13 protein-coding genes are annotated in these 17,818 nt (G+C 65.3%); 6 read left to right on the top strand and 7 right to left on the bottom strand.

The genetic code is table 11. The features are described from left to right. Nucleotides 1–44: 44 nt before the first annotated feature. A complete protein-coding gene (locus HDG34_RS01910; RefSeq protein ID WP_184057286.1) occupies nt 45–2,399 on the bottom strand; it encodes a Tex family protein in 2,355 nt (784 codons plus the stop codon). Nucleotides 2,400–2,718: 319 nt separating this feature from the next. On the opposite strand from HDG34_RS01910, the gene HDG34_RS01905 reads away from it, so the two are divergent. From HDG34_RS01905 to HDG34_RS01895, 3 genes are all read left to right on the top strand, one after another. Continuing rightward, nucleotides 2,719–3,666 (top strand): hypothetical protein, encoded by a 948-nt coding sequence (locus tag HDG34_RS01905; RefSeq protein ID WP_184057284.1) that lies wholly within the window; start codon nt 2,719–2,721, stop codon nt 3,664–3,666. A 148-nt stretch (nt 3,667–3,814) separates the two neighbouring features. Then, entirely contained in the window at nt 3,815–4,033 is a 219-nt protein-coding gene (locus tag HDG34_RS01900) for a DUF465 domain-containing protein (RefSeq protein ID WP_013089766.1), read from the top strand. A gap of 63 nt (nt 4,034–4,096) precedes the next feature. After that, nucleotides 4,097–6,361 (top strand): ATP-dependent DNA helicase, encoded by a 2,265-nt coding sequence (locus HDG34_RS01895; RefSeq protein WP_184057283.1) that lies wholly within the window; start codon nt 4,097–4,099, stop codon nt 6,359–6,361. 190 nt (nt 6,362–6,551) lie between these two features. Here HDG34_RS01895 and HDG34_RS38850 read toward each other — a convergent pair whose 3' ends face one another. Together HDG34_RS38850 and HDG34_RS01890 are read right to left on the bottom strand one after the other, a co-directional pair. Beyond that, nucleotides 6,552–6,803 carry a hypothetical protein gene (locus tag HDG34_RS38850; protein ID WP_167368596.1) on the bottom strand — a complete coding sequence of 84 codons (252 nt, stop codon included), beginning with the start codon at nt 6,801–6,803 and terminating at the stop codon, nt 6,552–6,554. A 231-nt stretch (nt 6,804–7,034) separates the two neighbouring features. Then, complete coding sequence (locus tag HDG34_RS01890) at nt 7,035–8,288, bottom strand: cupin domain-containing protein (RefSeq protein ID WP_184057281.1); 1,254 nt, start codon at nt 8,286–8,288, stop codon at nt 7,035–7,037. Between the two features lie 32 nt (nt 8,289–8,320). Here HDG34_RS01890 and HDG34_RS01885 point away from each other — a divergent pair, with 32 nt between their 5' ends. Next, complete coding sequence (locus HDG34_RS01885) at nt 8,321–8,863, top strand: peptidylprolyl isomerase (RefSeq protein WP_184048969.1); 543 nt, start codon at nt 8,321–8,323, stop codon at nt 8,861–8,863. Here the strand turns inward: HDG34_RS01885 and HDG34_RS01880 are convergent. The 4 genes from HDG34_RS01880 to HDG34_RS01865 all read right to left on the bottom strand — a co-directional run bounded on the left by HDG34_RS01880 (nt 8,843) and on the right by HDG34_RS01865 (nt 15,477). Beyond that, a complete protein-coding gene (locus HDG34_RS01880; RefSeq protein WP_260320975.1) occupies nt 8,843–10,291 on the bottom strand; it encodes a hypothetical protein in 1,449 nt (482 codons plus the stop codon). The genes HDG34_RS01885 and HDG34_RS01880 overlap by 21 nt on opposite strands. Next, nucleotides 10,257–12,953: a DNA mismatch repair protein MutS gene (mutS, locus tag HDG34_RS01875; protein WP_184057279.1), complete on the bottom strand. Its 2,697-nt coding sequence runs from the start codon at nt 12,951–12,953 to the stop codon at nt 10,257–10,259. Before mutS ends, HDG34_RS01880 begins: the two co-directional genes overlap by 35 nt. Before the next feature lie 208 nt (nt 12,954–13,161). Further along, nucleotides 13,162–14,460 (bottom strand): lysophospholipid transporter LplT, encoded by a 1,299-nt coding sequence (lplT, locus tag HDG34_RS01870; RefSeq protein ID WP_184057277.1) that lies wholly within the window; start codon nt 14,458–14,460, stop codon nt 13,162–13,164. Between the two features lie 213 nt (nt 14,461–14,673). After that, nucleotides 14,674–15,477 (bottom strand): inositol monophosphatase family protein, encoded by an 804-nt coding sequence (locus HDG34_RS01865; RefSeq protein WP_184057275.1) that lies wholly within the window; start codon nt 15,475–15,477, stop codon nt 14,674–14,676. Nucleotides 15,478–15,884: 407 nt separating this feature from the next. On the opposite strand from HDG34_RS01865, the gene HDG34_RS01860 reads away from it, so the two are divergent. Further along, nucleotides 15,885–16,715, top strand: coding sequence for an RNA methyltransferase (locus HDG34_RS01860; protein ID WP_090800702.1), 831 nt, complete (start codon nt 15,885–15,887; stop codon nt 16,713–16,715). Between the two features lie 253 nt (nt 16,716–16,968). After that, the gene (gene cysE, locus HDG34_RS01855; protein WP_184057273.1) at nt 16,969–17,805 is read left to right on the top strand and encodes a serine O-acetyltransferase; all 837 of its coding nucleotides are present in this window, start codon (nt 16,969–16,971) and stop codon (nt 17,803–17,805) included. Nucleotides 17,806–17,818: the final 13 nt, after the last annotated feature.

Below are 17,818 nucleotides of genomic sequence, written 5' to 3'. Positions count from 1 at the left end.
CACGGACCGGAGCGCGTGCGACGACGTGCTCCGGTCCGTGACGCTCACTTCTGCTTGAGCTTCGCAAACGCAGCCGCCATCGCGCCGCCCGGCTCCGGTTCGCGCGAGCGTTGCGGCGCACCGCGTCCCGCTCCGCCGCGATTGAAGCTGCCGCCCGAGCCACCGCGATCCTGCTGCGCACCGCCGCCGCTGCGCGCGGCCGCTGCACCGGGTTCGTCGTCGAGACGCATCGTCAGTGCGATACGCTGGCGCTTCACGTCGACTTCGAGCACCTTGACCTTGACGATCTGACCGGCTTTCACGACCTCATGCGGGTCCTTCACGAACTTTGTCGACATCGCCGACACGTGCACGAGGCCATCCTGATGCACACCGACGTCGATGAACGCGCCGAACGCCGCGACGTTCGTCACGACGCCTTCGAGCACCATGCCCGGGATCAGATCGCTGACCTTCTCGACACCTTCGCGGAACGTCGCGGTCTTGAACTCGGGACGCGGATCGCGGCCCGGCTTCTCGAGTTCGACCAGGATGTCGCGCACGGTTGGAAGACCGAAACGCTCGTCGACGAATTCGGTGGGTGACAGTCCGCGTAACGCGTCGCGATTGCCGAGCACTTCGCCGACCTGCTTACTGATCTTCGCGAGGATGCGCTGGACGACCGGATACGCTTCCGGGTGCACCGACGAACGGTCGAGCGGATTCTCGCCGTTATTGATGCGCAGGAAGCCGGCAGCTTGCTCGAAGGTCTTGTCGCCGAGACGCGGCACCTTGCGTAGATGCTCGCGCGACGGGAACGGCCCGTTCGCATCGCGATAGTCGACGATGTTGCGCGCGAGCGTTGCGTTTAAACCCGACACCCGCGCGAGCAGCGCGACCGACGCGGTGTTCGCATCGACGCCGACCGCATTCACGCAGTCTTCGACGACCGCGTCGAGCGAGCGCGCGAGTTCGCGCTGGTTCACGTCGTGCTGATACTGGCCGACGCCGATCGCCTTGGGCTCGATCTTCACGAGCTCGGCGAGCGGGTCCTGCAGACGTCGCGCAATCGACACGGCGCCGCGCAGCGACACGTCCATGGCGGGGAATTCCTTCGCGGCAAGCTCGGACGCCGAGTACACCGACGCGCCGGCTTCGGACACGACGATCTTCTGCAGCTTCAGCTCCGGATGACGCGCGATCAGCTCGCTCGCGAGCTTGTCCGTCTCACGCGACGCGGTGCCGTTGCCGATGCTGATCAGCTCGGCCTGCGTTTGCGCGGCGATTCGCGCGAGCTTCGCGAGCGAGCCGTCCCAGTCGCGGCGCGGCTCGTGCGGGTAGATCGTGTCGGTCGCGAGCACCTTGCCGGTGCGGTCGACCACCGCCACCTTCACGCCGGTGCGCAAGCCCGGATCCAGACCGATCACGGCCTTCGGACCAGCCGGCGCCGCGAGCAGCAGGTCCTTCAGATTGCGCGCGAACACGCGGATCGCTTCGTGTTCGGCTTCGTCGCGCAGATTGGTCAGCAGCTCGTTTTCGAGGTGCGGCTGCACCTTCACGCGCCAGCACCAGCGGCACACGTCGGAGAGCCACTTGTCGGCGGGGCGGTTCTGATTGGCGATGCCGAAGTGCCGCGCGATCAGCGCTTCGCCCGGGTGCGGCACCTGCGCGTCGAGCTCTTCGCCGAGGCCGAGCTTGATCATCAGCACGCCGGCATTGCGGCCGCGGAACAGTGCGAGCGCGCGATGCGACGGCACCGTGCGGATCGTTTCGGCGTAGTCGTAGTAGTCGCGGAATTTCTCTTCTTCCGCCGTTTCCTTGCCTTCCACGACCTTCGACGACACCACGCCCTGGTTGAACAGATAGTCGCGCAGCTTGCCGAGCAGTTCGGCGGTCTCGCCGAACTGTTCGGAAAGGATGTCGCGCGCGCCGTCGAGCGCGGCCTTCACTTCGGCGACGCCTTTGTCCGCGTCCACGTACGCCGCGGCTTCGGCTTGCGGATCGAGCAGCGGATTGCCGAGCAGCGCGTCGGCGAGCGGCTGCAAGCCGGCTTCGCGCGCGATCTGCGCGCGCGTGCGGCGCTTCGGTTTGTATGGCAGATAGAGGTCTTCGAGCACCTGTTTGCTGTCGGCGCCTTCGATCGCGCCGCGCAGCTCGTCGGTGAGCTTGCCCTGTTCGTCGATGCTCGCGATGATTGCCGCGCGCCGGTCTTCCAGCTCGCGCAAATAGACTAGGCGTTCCTCGAGATTGCGCAGTTGCGTGTCGTCGAGATTGTCGGTCACTTCCTTGCGATAACGGGCAATGAACGGAACGGTCGCGCCTTCGTCGAGAAGTTCCACTGCGGCCGCGACCTGGCGCGGCTGGACGGACAGTTCGGTGGCGATGCGTTGGACGATCTTGAGTGCTACGGTTTCCGTCATAAGGTCTTGGTGTTCCTGCGGACTCAGTGATGGGCCGCGCGCGGGCGGCAAATCGGGGCAGGCCGGGCGTGCGCCGCGACCAGGTTGCTAGAGCGGGGCATTTTGCCATAAATGCCAAAGGGCTCAACCGTGGGGTGTTAGAATTTCGGGCATGTTCCGTTGACCCTCTACGACGTTGCCAATCTCCTTGTCCCTCAACCGCCTGGTCTCTTCGCTGGCGTCAGGTTCACTGCCGGGTTCACCGCCGGGTTCGTCTCAATTGCCGCTGGTTTCTTTGCGCTCGTTCGGTCGGTCGGCTCTAACGGCTGCCGCGTCGTGCGTGATCGCCGCAGCGCTCGTCGTGCCGGTGTCGGCCGTGGCGCAAAGTGCGACGCCGGCGCAAGGTACGGCGCCCGTCGCGGGCTCGGGCCCGCAAGCCGCCGCAACCGCCGACGGCCCTCAAAGCGCAAGTGACGTAGCCGTGCTGGACAAGTCGTTCGACGAGCGGCAACAGGTGCTCAATCAGCGCACCGACGACAACAACTATCAATTCGCTGTCGCGCAACACAACTGCTACAGCCGCTTCTTCGTCAATCACTGTCTGAACCGCGCGCGCGACGCGATGCGCAGCGTGCAGGCGGACATCCGCAAGGAACAGCTCGCGCTCGACGCCGAGCAGCGTGCGCAGCGCGCCCGTGAACGCGACGAACGCACCGCGTTGCGGCGCGCGCAAAACGAGGCGGAAGCGCCGCAACGTGCCGCCGAAGACGCGCGCAACGAGCAGGCGTATCAGGAAAAGCAGCGTCAGCACGCGCTCGATCAGGCGCAGCACAACGCCGAGGCGCCGCAGCGCGAAGCCAATGCGCAGGCCTACGCGGAGAAGCAACGTCAGCACGCGCTCGATCAGGCGCAGCGCAACGCCGCGGCACCGCAGCACGAAGCCAATGCGCAGGCCTACGAGGAGAAGCAGCGCCAGCACGCGCTCGATCAGGCGCAGCATGGTGTCACGCCTGCGCAGGCGGCGGCCAATCAGAAGGCCTACGACCAGAAGCAGAGCGACTACCAGCGCAAGCTCGAGGAAGCGCGTCGGCAGGGTGCGCAAAAGGCCGCGGAGCGCCAGCAGAAACAGGAGACTTTCGAGCGGAAGCAGGCCGAGGCCGCGCAGCACAAGCTCGATGTCGAAGCACGTCAAAAGCAGGCCACCGAGAAGGCCGGGCAGAAGCGTCAGGACGAGTTGAAGCAGCAACAGCTCGAAGAGCAGCAAAAGCAGCAACAAGAGCAACAGTAAGCGTGCTGTAGTGGCTGTATCGTAGAGTAAGCCGTGGCGGTCGTGGCCAGGGCCGCCGTAGTCGCCGTAATGCGTTTTGAGGCGGACAGCAACCTCAGGCATCGGACCGCGCGCACGCGGTTCGTGCCGCCGACCAGAGGAGGCGAGCATGCGCGATCGTCATCACGTCATCGACGCAAACACACTTCGCGACCGCATTCTGCAACTGGAATCGGAGCATAGTGGACTCGACCGGTTGATCGACCGGATGTCGGATGAACCCGGCATCGACGACTTCGAGTTGCAGCGCCTGAAAAAGCGCAAACTTAAAGTCAAGGACACCATCATCTTGCTGCAATTGCAGCTCGAACCGGACGCGCGCGCCTGAGTTCGCGGCCTGGCAGGCGCCGGGCGCGCAGCGCGCGAGCCGGACTTAGCAGGAACGCTTGCCTTGAATTCATCGCATGACACTTCATCCCGGGCCGCGCCGGACAACGCATCTGCTTCGGGCACGCCCGCGCCGCGCGCGGCAGCACCGGTGCCAGGTGTGTCGCTGAATGGGCGCCGCGCGAGCGAGCTCGACGACATCTTCGCCGACAACGGTCTGCTCGCACGGCAGATCGACGGTTATCGGCCGCGTGCGTCGCAGATCGAGATGGCGCGCGCGGTTGCCGCGGCGATGGAGGCGTCGGGCCGCGCGATGCCCGAGCCCGCGATGTTCGAGACGCAGAAGCGCCCGGCGCGGCGCCTGCAGCAGACCGGCGCTGAAGCCGTCTCTGAGTCGACCGGGAGCAACGCGCAAGCCGATGGCGTCGACGGTGGTGAGAATACGCTGATCGTAGAGGCGGGTACCGGCACCGGCAAGACCTATGCGTACCTCGTGCCGGCCATGCTGTGGGGCGGCAAGGTGATCGTCTCGACCGGCACCAAGCATCTGCAGGATCAGCTGTTCCAGCGCGACATTCCGACCGTGCGCGACGCGCTCGCGGTGCCGGTGTCGGTCGCGATGCTGAAGGGCCGCGCGAACTACCTGTGCCATTACTACCTGCAACGCACCGCGGACAACGGCCGTCTGCCGTCGCGCCAGGAGACCTCGTATCTGCAGGACATCGTGCGCTTCGCGAAGATCACGCGCACCGGCGACAAGGCCGAACTCGCGAGCGTGCCGGAAACGGCGCAGGTGTGGTCGATGGTCACGTCGACGCGCGACAACTGTCTCGGCCAGGAGTGTCCCCACTACAAGGACTGCTTCGTGATGCAGGCGCGCCGCGAAGCGCAGCAGGCCGATATCGTGGTGGTCAACCACCATCTGTTTTTCGCCGACATCATGCTGCGCGATACCGGCATGGCGGAGCTGCTGCCGACTGCGAATACAGTCATCTTCGACGAAGCTCACCAGTTGCCCGAAACCGCGACGCTGTTTTTCGGCGAGACGCTATCGACCGCGCAGTTTCTCGAACTCGCACGCGATTCGGTGGCCGAGGGCCTCGGTCACGCACGCGATGCGGTCGATTGGGTCAAGCTCGGCGCGACGCTCGAGCGCGCCGCGCGCGACGTGCGGCTCGCGTTCAAGGAAGACTCGGTGCGTCTGTCGATCGGCCAGCTGCCCGACGATCACCCGCTGTTCGCCGCGCTCGAGACGCTCGAGGCCGAGCTCGACGCGTTGGCCTCGGCGTTGGCGGGCCAGGCCGAGCGAGCCGAATCGCTCGGCGCGTGTTTGCGTCGCGCGCGCGAGTTGCAGGACGTGCTGAGCGGCTGGACCACGCCACCCACGAGTGCAGAACGCGACGCGGTTGCGACCCGCGAGGGTGACGCCAGCGCGGAGCGCGCCGATCCGAATGAAAAGGTGCGCTGGATCGAGGTGTTCTCGCACACGGTGCAACTGCACGAAACGCCGTTGTCGGTCGCGCCGATTTTCGCGAAGCAGCGCGCCGGCGTGCCGCGCGCGTGGATCTTCACATCGGCGACGCTGTCGGTGCGCGGCGACTTCACGCACTATGCGGCGCAGATGGGCTTGAACTCGAAGCGCTCGATGACATTGCCGAGCCCATTCGACTATCCATCGCAAGGACTTCTGTACGTACCGCGCAATCTGCCACAGCCGTCATCGCCGATGTTCACCGACGCCGTGTTCGATGCCGCATTGCCCGCGATCGAAGCCTCGGGCGGCGGCGTCTTCATGCTGTGCACGACGCTGCGCGCGGTGGATCGTATCTCGGCGAAGCTGCGCGACGCGATCGAGTCGCGCGGCTGGGACTATCCGCTGCTCGTGCAGGGCGATGCGAGCCGCACCGAACTGCTCGACCGCTTTCGCGCCTACGGCAATGCGATCCTGGTCGGCAGTCAGAGCTTCTGGGAAGGGGTGGACGTGCGCGGCGACGCGCTGTCGCTGGTCGTGATCGACAAGCTGCCGTTTGCGCCGCCGGACGATCCCGTGCTGGCCGCGCGGCTCGACGCACTGACGAAGAAGGGCTTGAGCCCGTTCGCCGTGCATCAGCTGCCGCAGGCCGTCATCACGCTGAAGCAGGGCGCCGGCCGGCTGATTCGCGCGGAGACCGATCGTGGCGTGCTGATGATCTGCGATACACGTCTCGTCGATAAACCTTATGGCCGCCGCATCTGGCAGAGTCTGCCGCCGTTCAAGCGCACCCGCGAGATCGACGTGGTGCGTGAGTTCTTTGAGGAGAGCGCTGGGCCAGCGGCGCCGGTTCGATAGGGGGATGTGTTCCACACATGCGACGAGCTCCGCAGCGGAAAGCGGCCCTGAATGACAAAACGCCACGGATGTGAATCCGTGGCGTTTTTCTTTGCCCGTTTGCGGCCCGCGCCGTTTCCGGCCAGCCTCCAAACGTTTCGTGCGCAGGCGCTGTAGCGGGAGCGCCGCTACAGCGCCGAACCGTTGCGGCTTACTGGCTTGCGCCTGCTGCCGGCGATGCTGCTTCAGCCGGCGATGCTGCCTCGGCCGGCGATGCTGCTTCGGCCGGCGATGCTGCTTCGGCCGGCGATGCCGCAACTGCCGGCGATGCTGCTTCAGCAGGCGATGCTGCCGCCGGTGCGGACGCAGCTTCCGACGGTGCAGCAGCCTGATCGTTGCTCTTGTTGCATGCAGCGAGTGCCACAACTGCCAACAGGGATGCTACGAGGAGGGATTTCTTCATGATCACGTCCTTTTATGGTTTAAAGGTAAGCAACAGCGCAAAATAAAACCGGTAATGTGCTCCAACACCGACCTGGGCCGCTGGTGGAGATGCTCTTTTGACGAGCTGGAATCTTCCCTACGGCTTGGGCGGAAATTATATGCACTTTCGTACTGACAGTCGATAAATGCGGGTCAATACGTTGTCTTTCTCATACAAAATTTCACCGTACGGTATAACAGGCGGGCAGAGTTACGCAATCTCGCCTACCTGTATCCAGCCCGCACAATACCACTCGTGTAGCAGTGCTGTCACCGATGAATCGTGTGATAGTGTTACAAAGCGTATCGCACTCATGCACCGCAGATTTGCGAGTTCAAACAGCCATTTTTTCACGCCGGTCCACGATATTTCTTCTCCATTTACGAAGAAAAAACGTCGTTCATACAACAGGTTAGTCTTGCGATCGAGCCGTAGACCGGATCTCGACGCCGCGCCGATGAAACGGGCTTCGTTGAGCGGCCGTTGCGGCGGATCGAAGACGACACTCGGCTTGGGTTCGCTGAGGTACGTGCCAAGGAACGACGCAATGTCCTGCTCATTCCATCGCACTTTAGCAAGCATCGCGCCCACCCGTTCGACGAGCGCCGCGGGCAACTCGGCCGGCTGTTCGACGGCGGCCTGCCGTGGGTCGCGATAAAGGGCGCCCGCCTTGCCCGTGGCCTCTCCGCGCTCGGCCAGGTGGTACAGGAACTGCGCGGTCAGCTCGCTTTCGGAGGGCGCGCGAAAACCGATCGAGCAGGTCATGCATTCGCCCTCGGCGATGCCGTCGTGCGCGATGTGCGGCGGCAGGTACAGCATGTCGCCGGGCTCGAGTACCCACTCCTGTTCGTGCTCGAAGTGCTGTAAAACCTTCAACGGCAAGCCGGGCTGCAGCGTCAGATCTTTCTGCGCGCTAATGCGCCAGCGGCGCTTGCCTTTTACTTGCAAAAGAAACACATCGTAGGAATCGAAGTGCGGGCCGACGCCGCCGCTATCGGTCGCATACGAAATCATCAGGTCGTCGAGACGCGCGTCCGGCACGAAACGGAAACGGTCGAGCAACGCGCGCGCGCGGTCGTCCTGCAGATCCACGCCCTGCACGAGCAGTGTCCATGCGCGCTGTTTGACGGACGGCAGTTCGTCGGGCGCGAACGGGCCGTGCTCCAGCTGCCATTTGTTGCGGAAGTGCGTGATCAGGCGCGCTTCGACGTCGTCCCGATCGGCCAGCTCGAACAGCTCGTCGCGCGACAGCGGCGCTTCGATGTCCGGAATCGCCTGACGGATCAGCAGCGGCTTTTTCTGCCAGTAGCGGCGCATGAATTGCGACGGGCTCAGATGGCCGAGAAGTGCGGTCGGAACGTCGGGCGAGGGCGGAAGAATGGGCCGCGTGGCCGGCTTTGCAGCAGACGGCGAATTGCGTGCCGAACCTGCATCGGCCGGGAGGTGGGTGGGCCGCCTGGGCATCGTATAATGTGAGTTGTATTCTGGAGAATCGAATGAAAATCGCAAAGAACACCGTCGTGTCGGTCGCCTACAAGCTGTCGGATGCGCAGGGCAATCTGATCGAGGAAAGCGAAGAGCCGATGGTCTATCTTCACGGCGGCTATGATGGCACGTTCCCCAAGATCGAGGAAGAGCTCGACGGCCACGAGGCTGGCTTCGAGACCCAGATCCAGCTTGAGCCGCAAGACGCGTTCGGCGAATACGATCCTGACCTTGTGAAGATCGAGCCGCGCGATCGCTTCCCGGAACCGCTCGAAGTCGGCATGCAGTTCGAAGGCACCCCCGAAGATGGCGACGAGGAAATCGATGCGCTGGTGTACGTGGTGACCGACGTCGCGGAAGACAAGGTCGTGCTCGACGGCAATCATCCGCTCGCCGGCATGGCGCTGCGTTTCGCGTTGACCGTCAAAGACGTGCGTCCGGCAACTGAAGACGAAATCCAGCACGAGCACGCGCATGGCGCGGACGGCCTCGAAGTTCTCGACGACGATGAAGACGAGGACGAAGAAGACAGCTCAAAACCGACCCTGCACTGAGCTTGCGGGCATGCGCGGTGTCGTCGCGGGGGCAGACGGCACCGATGCGGGCAACGCAGGCGAGGCTGGCAGTATCGAACCCGGCGGCATCGAGATAGCGGGCCCATAGTCGCCGCCGCCCTGGTCGGACGGGATGCGCGGCTGCTGCTCCTGCGACTCTCCAGGCGTCTGCAATACGGGCGGCAATTCCGACGCCGGCCCGAAACCTTCCACATTCGGCATCTCCGGCGCAACCGGCATCGACGCGCCGGATTCGTCGCGCGGCGATGCGGGCGGCAAGACCGGCGGCGTGGTGGGCAGCGGCATCTGCTTCGGCACGTCGCGCACGCTGACTCTGAACGGCGGCTTCCTGCCGAAATCCGCTTCTATCTGAATCCATTGGTTGAGACGATCATGCGGCGCGAGCGCAATGCGCGTGAGGTTCGTCACGACCATCCCCTTGTCGTTGCGTAGCGGCTGATCGATGACGAAACCGCCGGCCGGCCGGTCCTCGTCTGCATGAATGACGACCACGGGTCCGGGGAAAATCTGCGCGAGCTTGAGCAGACTGCGCTTGAATTCCAGAAAGCCGTCGCGGCGCGAGCTATGTGCGAAGTGCAGCCAGGCGAACCGTTCGGGTCGCTCGTAGCGCTCCGGGTCGAAGTCGCCTTGAATGAACACGACGATCGCGCGCGCGTCGCGGCGCTTCGCGTATTCGGCCGCGTGCTCGAGCCAGAATGCGTTGGCGATCACGCGATCTTCGAACTCGCCGTTGCGGCCGCCCGCGCTCAGGTAGCGGTTGTTCGGACCCGGCGCGTTCAGGCCGATGAAGACGATGTCGCCGGCTTTGGTGTTCGCTTTGTCGTTCGTTTTTTCGTTGACCACCCAGCGCACGTTTTCACGGAACGGGCGGAAGCGCGACACCTCGCTCTCGCGCGTCAACGCGATCGGGTTCTGCCCCATCGACGTTGGATCGGCGAACAGCGTTTGCCGCAACTGGTCGAGCCGCTCGACCGGATCGAAGCCGCCGGCTTCCGCCGTGCCGCAATCGACCCAGTCATGCTGGCCGGGGATAAAGAAGAGGGCAGTGCGCGAGCTGTCGAGCAGCGCGTGGCGGCGCTCGAACAGCGCGTCGCGGCAAACTTCCTTCGGCCCCTTCAGATTGCCGTCGTAGACGATGAAGCGCACGTCGCGCTCGCGGCCGATCGCCTCGAGCAGCCGTTGCGTGGCGGCTTCGTCGGCGGGGCTGTGCATCGTGCCGGAAATCACCGCGAACGCGAAGCGCGAGGCCTCAGCGTGCGCCGGCGCGGTCCATGCGCACACTGCCACGAGCACGACGATGCCGCCTGCCGGTGCGAGCACGTGGCGCAGCGCCGCGCGAAGCCCGCGCGGGCGCGGCGGGTGTCCCGGCGTGTCAGTGGTCCGCATCCAGCGCGACGGCCAGTTCATGCAGTTCGTACAGCAGATCGAGCGCTTCGCGCGGCCGCAGATCGTTCGGATCGATGCCGCGCAGACGCTCGACGAGTGTCTGCATCGCGGGCGACGCAGGCGACGCGGGCGTTGCGTCGCTCGCCGCCTCGTGGTCGTCGTCCGAGTCTTCGGCGAGCATGGCAGGCTGCGTGGCGAACAGATCGAGTTGCGGCGCGGGCTGCGCGGCCGATTGCTGCTCCAGATGCGCGAGATGCTTGCGTGCCGCGCGGATCACCGCGTTCGGCACGCCGGCGAGTTGCGCGACCTGCAGACCGTAGCTCTGATTGGCGGGCCCTTCGTTGACCGCGTGCAGGAACACGATGCCGTGCCCGTGCTCGACTGCCGACAGATGCACGTTGGCCGCGTGCGGAAACTCCGCGGGTAGTTGCGTCAGCTCGAAATAGTGCGTCGCGAACAGCGTGTAGCAGCCGTTGTGGGCGAGCAGGTGGCGCGCGATCGCCCACGCGAGCGCGAGGCCGTCGAACGTCGACGTGCCGCGGCCGATCTCGTCCATCAGCACGAGGCTTTGCGATGTCGCGTCGTTGAGGATCGCGGCGGCTTCGGTCATCTCCACCATGAAGGTCGAGCGGCCGCCGGCGAGGTCGTCGGCCGCGCCGATGCGCGTGAAGATGCGGTCGATCGGTCCGAAGGCCGCGCGCCGCGCTGGTACATAGCTGCCCACGCAAGCGAGCAGCGCGATCAGCGCGGTCTGCCGCATGAAAGTCGACTTACCGCCCATGTTGGGACCGGTGATCAACAGCAGCTTGCGCTCGGTCGCGAGTGAGCAATCGTTGGCGATGAACTGCTCGACTTGCGCCTCGACCACCGGATGACGACCCTGCTCGATGTCGATACCCGCGTTCGCCGAGAACGTCGGCGCAACCCAGTCGAGCGCGCGAGCGCGTTCGCCGAGCGCGGCCAGCAGATCGAGTTCGGCGAGCGCGAGCGCAACGCGCTGACAGTCGGGAATGAACGGCAGCAACGATTGCAGCAACGCGTCGTACAGTGCGCGTTCGCGCGCGAGCGCGCGTTCCTGCGCGGACAGCGCTTTGTCCTCGAAGGTTTTCAGCTCGGGCGTGATATAGCGCTCGGCATTCTTCAGCGTTTGCCGACGGCGATAGTCGTCCGGCACCTTGTCGGTCTGGCCGCGCGTGACTTCGATATAGAAGCCGTGCACCTTGTTGTACTCGACGCGCAGATTGCTGATGCCGGTGCGCGCGCGTTCGCGTGTTTCGAGATCGATCAGGAACTGTCCGCAGTTCTCCGAAATATCGCGCAGTTCGTCGAGCTCGGCGTCATAACCACGCGCGATGACGCCGCCGTCGCGCACCATCGCGGCCGGCTCTTGCGCGACCGCGAGCTTCAGCAAATCGGCGCACGCGTGCGGCGGTTCGAGCGCCGCGTCGATGCGCGCGAGCGAATCCGCGTTCGAGGCCACCGCTGCGAGCTGCGCGCGCAATGCAGGTAGCGCGATGAAGGTATCGCGCAGGCTCGACAGATCGCGCGGCCGCGCCGACAGCAGCGCGAGACGTCCGGTGATCCGTTCGATGTCCGAAATCTGCCGCAATGCGCTGCGCAAGGTATCGAGATCGGCGCCCGGCGGCGCGTCGAGCAACGCGCCGATCGCCTGCTGACGTGCCTGCGCCACCGCCGAATCGCGCGGCGGATGATGCAGCCAGTGCCGCAGCAGGCGGCTGCCCATCGTCGTGCAGCAGGTGTCGAGCAGCGAGCACAGCGTCGGCGATTCGGTGCCGCGCAGTGTCTCCGTGAGTTCGAGGTTGCGGCGCGTGGCGGGATCGAGGCCGATGTATTCGGATTCGTATTCGACCTTCAGGCTGCGCACATGGCGCAGTTGCTGGCCCTGCGTGGACGCCGCATACAGCAGCAACGCGCCGGCCGCCCCGCACGCGCAACCGAGCGAATGCGCGCCGAAGCCGTCGAGGCTCGCGACTTCGAGCTGGTCGCACAGGCGCTTCGTGCCCGAGGTGATATCGAAGTGCCAGGCCGGTACACGCTTGAGCGCGCTGGCGTTGACAGGCGGTGTCCAGCTGGTCGAATCGGCGGTGGCGTCGGCGACCAGAATTTCCGCGGGACGGATGCGCTCCAGCGCGGCGGCGACCTGATCGGGCGCGACTTCGGCGAGGCGCAGCGCGCCGCTCGCGAGATTGAGCCATGCGAGACCGACGCTCGTGGCGACACCGCGGCGATTGTGCGCGACGCCCAGCGCGAGCAGATAGACGTCGCTCTTGTCGGACAGCAGCGCGGCGTCGGTCAGCGTGCCAGGCGTAACCACGCGCATGACCTTGCGCTCGACCGGGCCTTTCGAGGTGGCCGGGTCGCCGATCTGTTCGCAGATCGCGACCGATTCGCCGAGCTTCACGAGCCTGGCCAGATACTGTTCGACAGCGTGATGCGGCACGCCGGCCATCTTGATCGGATTGCCCGCCGACGCGCCGCGCTGCGTGAGCGTCAGGTCGAGCAGGCGCGCGGCTTTTTCCGCGTCGTCGAAAAAGAGTTCGTAGAAGTCGCCCATCCGGTAGAACACCAGCGTGCCCGGATGCTCCGCCTTGATGCGCAGGTACTGCTGCATCATCGGCGTGTGTTGTGCGACGTCGTTGGCCGCTGCGGTTTGAATACCCATCCTTCGTGTCTTCTTGCGGTAGATGCTCAGGGCGTGAGTTTAACCCGCCGGCGCGGCGAGCGGACCCTGGCCGAACGGACGATGCCCAACACAAGAGCTGAATGTCAGCATGACCGATTCGATCAAAGCGGGGGGTGCGCGCCGTCGCGGCGGGTTACGGCCGTCGAGCCGAGCCTCGCGCTGTCATTGCTGGAGCACCGTGATGCATTCATTCCTCGATCATCGCCCGCATGTCCACCCTGCGTTCGTTCGCCGCGCTGCGGCGTTTCGCGAGCCACATCAGCAGCGTGATGAAGGTGCCGAACACGACGATGATCCACTGCGCGGGCATCTTCGCCGTGAGCAGCAGCGCGTACACGCCGAGCATCAGCAGCACCGCGAGGTTCTGGTTGAAATTCTGCACGGCGATCGAGTGACCGGCCGACAGCAGCGTCGCGCCGCGATGCTGCAGGATCGCATTCATCGGCACGATGAAAAAGCCCGACAACGCACCGAGCACGATCATCAGCGGATAGGCCAGCAGAATGTAGTAGGGCGCGACGTGCGTGCCGAAGCGCAGGCCCGCGCCCGCCGGGAACAGGTCCTTGTTGTAAAAGGCCATCGCGATCGCCACCGCGCCCGTCAGCACGCCGACCGGCAACACCTTCAGCGAGTGGCGCAATGGAATCAGCGCGGCCGCGCCCGCCGCGCCGATCGCGATGCCGAAGCCGGTCACGCCTTGCATCACCGCCGCCTTCGACAACGACAGCCCGAGGTTCACGTTCGCCCATTTGAGCACCAGCAACTGCATCGTCACGGCGGCGCCCCACATCAGCGTGGTCACCCACAGCGCGATCTGCGCGAGCTTGTCGGCCCACAGCACCCGGAAGCAGTGATGGAAATCGCCGACCAGCTTATTCGGCTCGGTCAGCCGGTTCGGATAGCGCGCGCCAGTGTCCGGAATGAAGATGTTGATCGCGGCGGCGATCGCGTAGGTGAGCATGACCGCGCCCATCGCGAGATCGGCGGCCGAGCGGATCAGCGGCATATGCGCACGCGTGACGAAATGCTCGAAGACGGTGCTGATCAGCGCACCGCCTAGCATCGTGCCGGCGATCGTCGACAGCACCGTCGCCGATTCGAGCCACGCGTTCGCCTGCACGAGCTTTTCGGCGGGCAGCAGCTCGGTGAGGATGCCGTACTTGGCGGGCGAATACGCGGCTGCGCCGAAGCCGACCACGCCGTAGGCGATCATCGGATGAACGCCCAGAATCATCATCAGGCAGCCGCTCGCTTTCAGCGCGTTGGAGATGAACATCACGTGACGCTTCTGCATCGAATCGGCGAACGCGCCGACGAACGGCGCGAGCAGCACGTACGAGATCGTGAAAAAAATCTGCAGCAGCGGCGTAACCCACGCGGCCGAGCGCATCACGGAAAGCAGGGCGATGGCGGCGATCAACAGCGCATTGTCGGCCAGCGACGAAATGAACTGTGCCGCGATGATCGTATGGAAGCCTTTTTTCATGGGGCAGATTGGAGGCTGCGCCCGGGGCGAAAGTCGGGCAGGGTCAAAGCGGCATGGAGCAGGGAACGGTCCCGGCCGAGTACCGCCCCGAATGACTTCCCGCTTTTTAGCACGACGCTCCGGACACTGGAGCGCCGCCAACAGAAAAGCGGCCGAAGCCGCTTTTCTTTGCAACCGTTATGCGTTGCCGCGGACCGGCCGCGGCGGCGCACCTTACGCCGACTGCTGACGCGTGCGGCTGTAGCGCGACAGGATTGGAACCATCTGCGCGTAGACCTTCGGGTTGCCCGCGACGACTTCGCCGACGTGCAGGAACTCCGAATCACCGGTGTAGTTGCCGACCAGGCCGCCGGCTTCGGTGATCAGCAGGCTGCCCGCCGCGACGTCCCATGCGTTCAGGCCCTGCTCGAAGAAGCCGTCCATGTGGCCGGCCGCGACGTTGGCCAGATCGAGCGCGGCGGCGCCCGGACGGCGCAGGCCGGCGCAGGCTTCGGTCATCTCGGCGAACTGACGGCCGTACGATTCGAGGCTGTCCTGCGCGCGGAACGGAAAGCCGGTGCCGATCAGGCAGTCGGCCAGGCGGTCACGCTTGGCGACGCGGATGCGGCGATCGTTGAGAAACGCGCCACGGCCGCGCGATGCGGTGAACAGATCGTTGCGGGTCGGATCGTAGACGACGGCCTGCGTGACGACGCCCTTGTGCGCGAGCGCGATCGACACGCAGTAGTAAGGGAAGCCGTGGATGAAGTTGGTGGTGCCGTCGAGCGGATCGATGATCCACTGGTATTCGGAATCGTGGTCCGACTTGCCCGACTCTTCGGCGAGGATGGCGTGATCGGGATAAGCGGTCTTCAGCGTTTCGATGATCGCCGCTTCGGACGCTTTGTCGACCTCCGTGACGAAATCGTTGTGCTGCTTTTTGCTGACCTGAATCAGATCGAGATCGAGCGATGCGCGGTTGATGATCTGAGCTGCGCGGCGCGCGGCCTTCACAGCGATATTGAGCATGGGATGCATAAACTGATCCTTGTGCCGGGGCAGCACGGCTGCCGGCCGGTAAATAAGCGCGAAACTGCGCTGACGGGCGCCGCAACGACGCAAAAACAGCACGGAACAGCAGACCGGCTATCAAACCGGAGAGCATTCCGTCGACGGAGACGAATTGAATAAGAACGGTGCGACCGGTTCGACGCAAGCTTCAGCAAACGTCGGCGCCGGACGCGAAAAGCGGTATTTTACCTGAGTCCGGGCGCCCTCGCGCATGCTCGCTCACGTGCGGCTGATGTACCGCACAGGCGCCCGCCGGTGCCGGTCCGATGCTGCGCCCTCGTCCGCGCGCGTGGCTCGCGCGTGCGCCTGATTCGGCATAAGTGCCCGTTGGCGCTACCATACGCGTCTTGAGTCCTAGCCAGCCGAGTTTCATCGTGGATCACACCCACCATTCCTCCGACCCCGCCGTGGCCGATTTGCGCGGCGGCTTCACGTCGACGCGTTTCGTGCTGGTCGAGCCCAGCCATCCGGGCAATGTCGGCGCCGCGGCGCGCGCGCTGAAAACCATGGGCTTTTCGCGGCTCGTGCTCGTGTCGCCGCGCGTGCCGAACGTGCAGAACGACCCCGAAGCGATCGCGATGGCGAGCGGCGCCGATGACGTACTCGCCTCCGTGCACGTGGTGCCGTCGCTCGCCGATGCACTGACTGGCGTGCACTGGTCGATTGCGCTGACCGCGCGGCTGCGCGAATACGGTCCGCCGCAATGGACGCCGCGTGCGGCTGCCGCCGCCGCTCACGCAGAGGCGATGCACGGCGAGATCGCGCTGGTGTTCGGCAACGAGCGCACGGGCTTGTCGAACGAGGACGTCGAGCGATGCAGCGCGATCGCGCATATTCCGGCCAATCCGGCCTATAGCTCGCTCAATCTCGCGCAGGCGGTGCAGGTGCTCGCCTACGAGCTACGCACCGCGTACCTCGGCGCCGACGAAGCGAGCGACGGCGCACCCACCGCGGGAGCACACGCGGCGCCGGCCGAATCCGCCGCTCCACGCGCGCAGATGGCGGCCAGCGACGAGATCGAGAGCATGTTCGCGCATCTGGAAAGCGCACTGGTCGCGCTCGAGTTTCTCGATCCGGCCAATCCGAAGAAGCTGATGTCACGGCTGCGGCGGCTCTTCGCGCGCTCGGGCCTCGAGCGCGAGGAGGTCAACATCGTGCGCGGCATCGCCAAGCACATCCTGCTCAAGACCCGGCGGACCGGCTGACGGTCCGTTGACCAGCCCGTGACGGCGCACCTGATGCGCCGCCTTCGTCTGACGACAACCTTGCAGGTGACGGGGACTTCCGGCAGGTTTCGCGCAATCGCCCTACAATCCACGAAACGTTAGAAGCAAAGCTGCCGCCGTGCTAAGCGGCAGCGATGCCGTTAGCTATGGCGCGAAACGCAGAGTCCCGCATGCGCAAACCGCGCGGATTCGCTCACGCAGACGGTTTTCCCCCAACAATACAGTCCCTGCCATGTTCACGAGACTTCGCGAAGATGTTGCCACCATCCGCGAGCGCGATCCCGCCGCCCGCAGCGCATGGGAAGTGCTTACGTGTTATCCGGGGCTGCACGCGCTCGTGCTGCATCGGATCGCTCACGCGTGCTGGCGCGCGAAGCGCCGCTGGCTCGCGCGTTTCGTGTCCCAGATGGCGCGCTTCATGACCGGCATCGAGATTCATCCGGGCGCGAGCGTCGGGCGGCGCGTGTTCATCGATCACGGCATGGGCGTCGTGATCGGCGAGACCGCGCAGATCGGCGACGACTGCACGATCTACCAGGGTGTGACGCTCGGTGGCACGTCGCTCACGCGCGGCGCGAAGCGGCATCCGACGCTCGAGCGTGGTGTGATCGTCGGTGCGGGCGCGAAGGTGCTCGGCGGCTTCACCGTCGGCGCGGACGCGAAGATCGGATCGAACGCGGTCGTGACGAAGCCGGTGCCCGCGCGTGGCACGGCGCTCGGCAATCCGGCGCGGATCATCGTGCCGGCCGCGGCGGCTGCGAACGGTGCGAACGGTGCGAACCCGAATGCGAACAACGCCGCGCGTGACGCGAAGCGCGGCAGCGAAATCAGCGCGTTTTGCGCATACGGCATCACGCCCAACGCGGACGATCCGGTTTCGCTCGCGATTCACGGTCTGATCGACCATGCGGCTACTCAGGCGCGACGTATCGATGAAATCGTCGATGCGCTCGAGCGGCTCGGCACGAGCCTCGAAGGTCTGCAAGGCGCGGATGCGGCGTTGCTCGATTTGCGGCGGCTATCGGCGGCGATCGCGGGGAAGGTGGAGGGGCTGGCGGGGGAGCGCTAGGTATCGGCGCCTC

It is taken from the genome of Paraburkholderia sp. HC6.4b, from assembly GCF_014200875.1.
GTDB lineage: Bacteria > Pseudomonadota > Gammaproteobacteria > Burkholderiales > Burkholderiaceae > Paraburkholderia > Paraburkholderia tuberum.
Note: the sequence above shows the minus strand (reverse complement) of the source record. Positions and strands in the feature narration are given on the sequence as shown.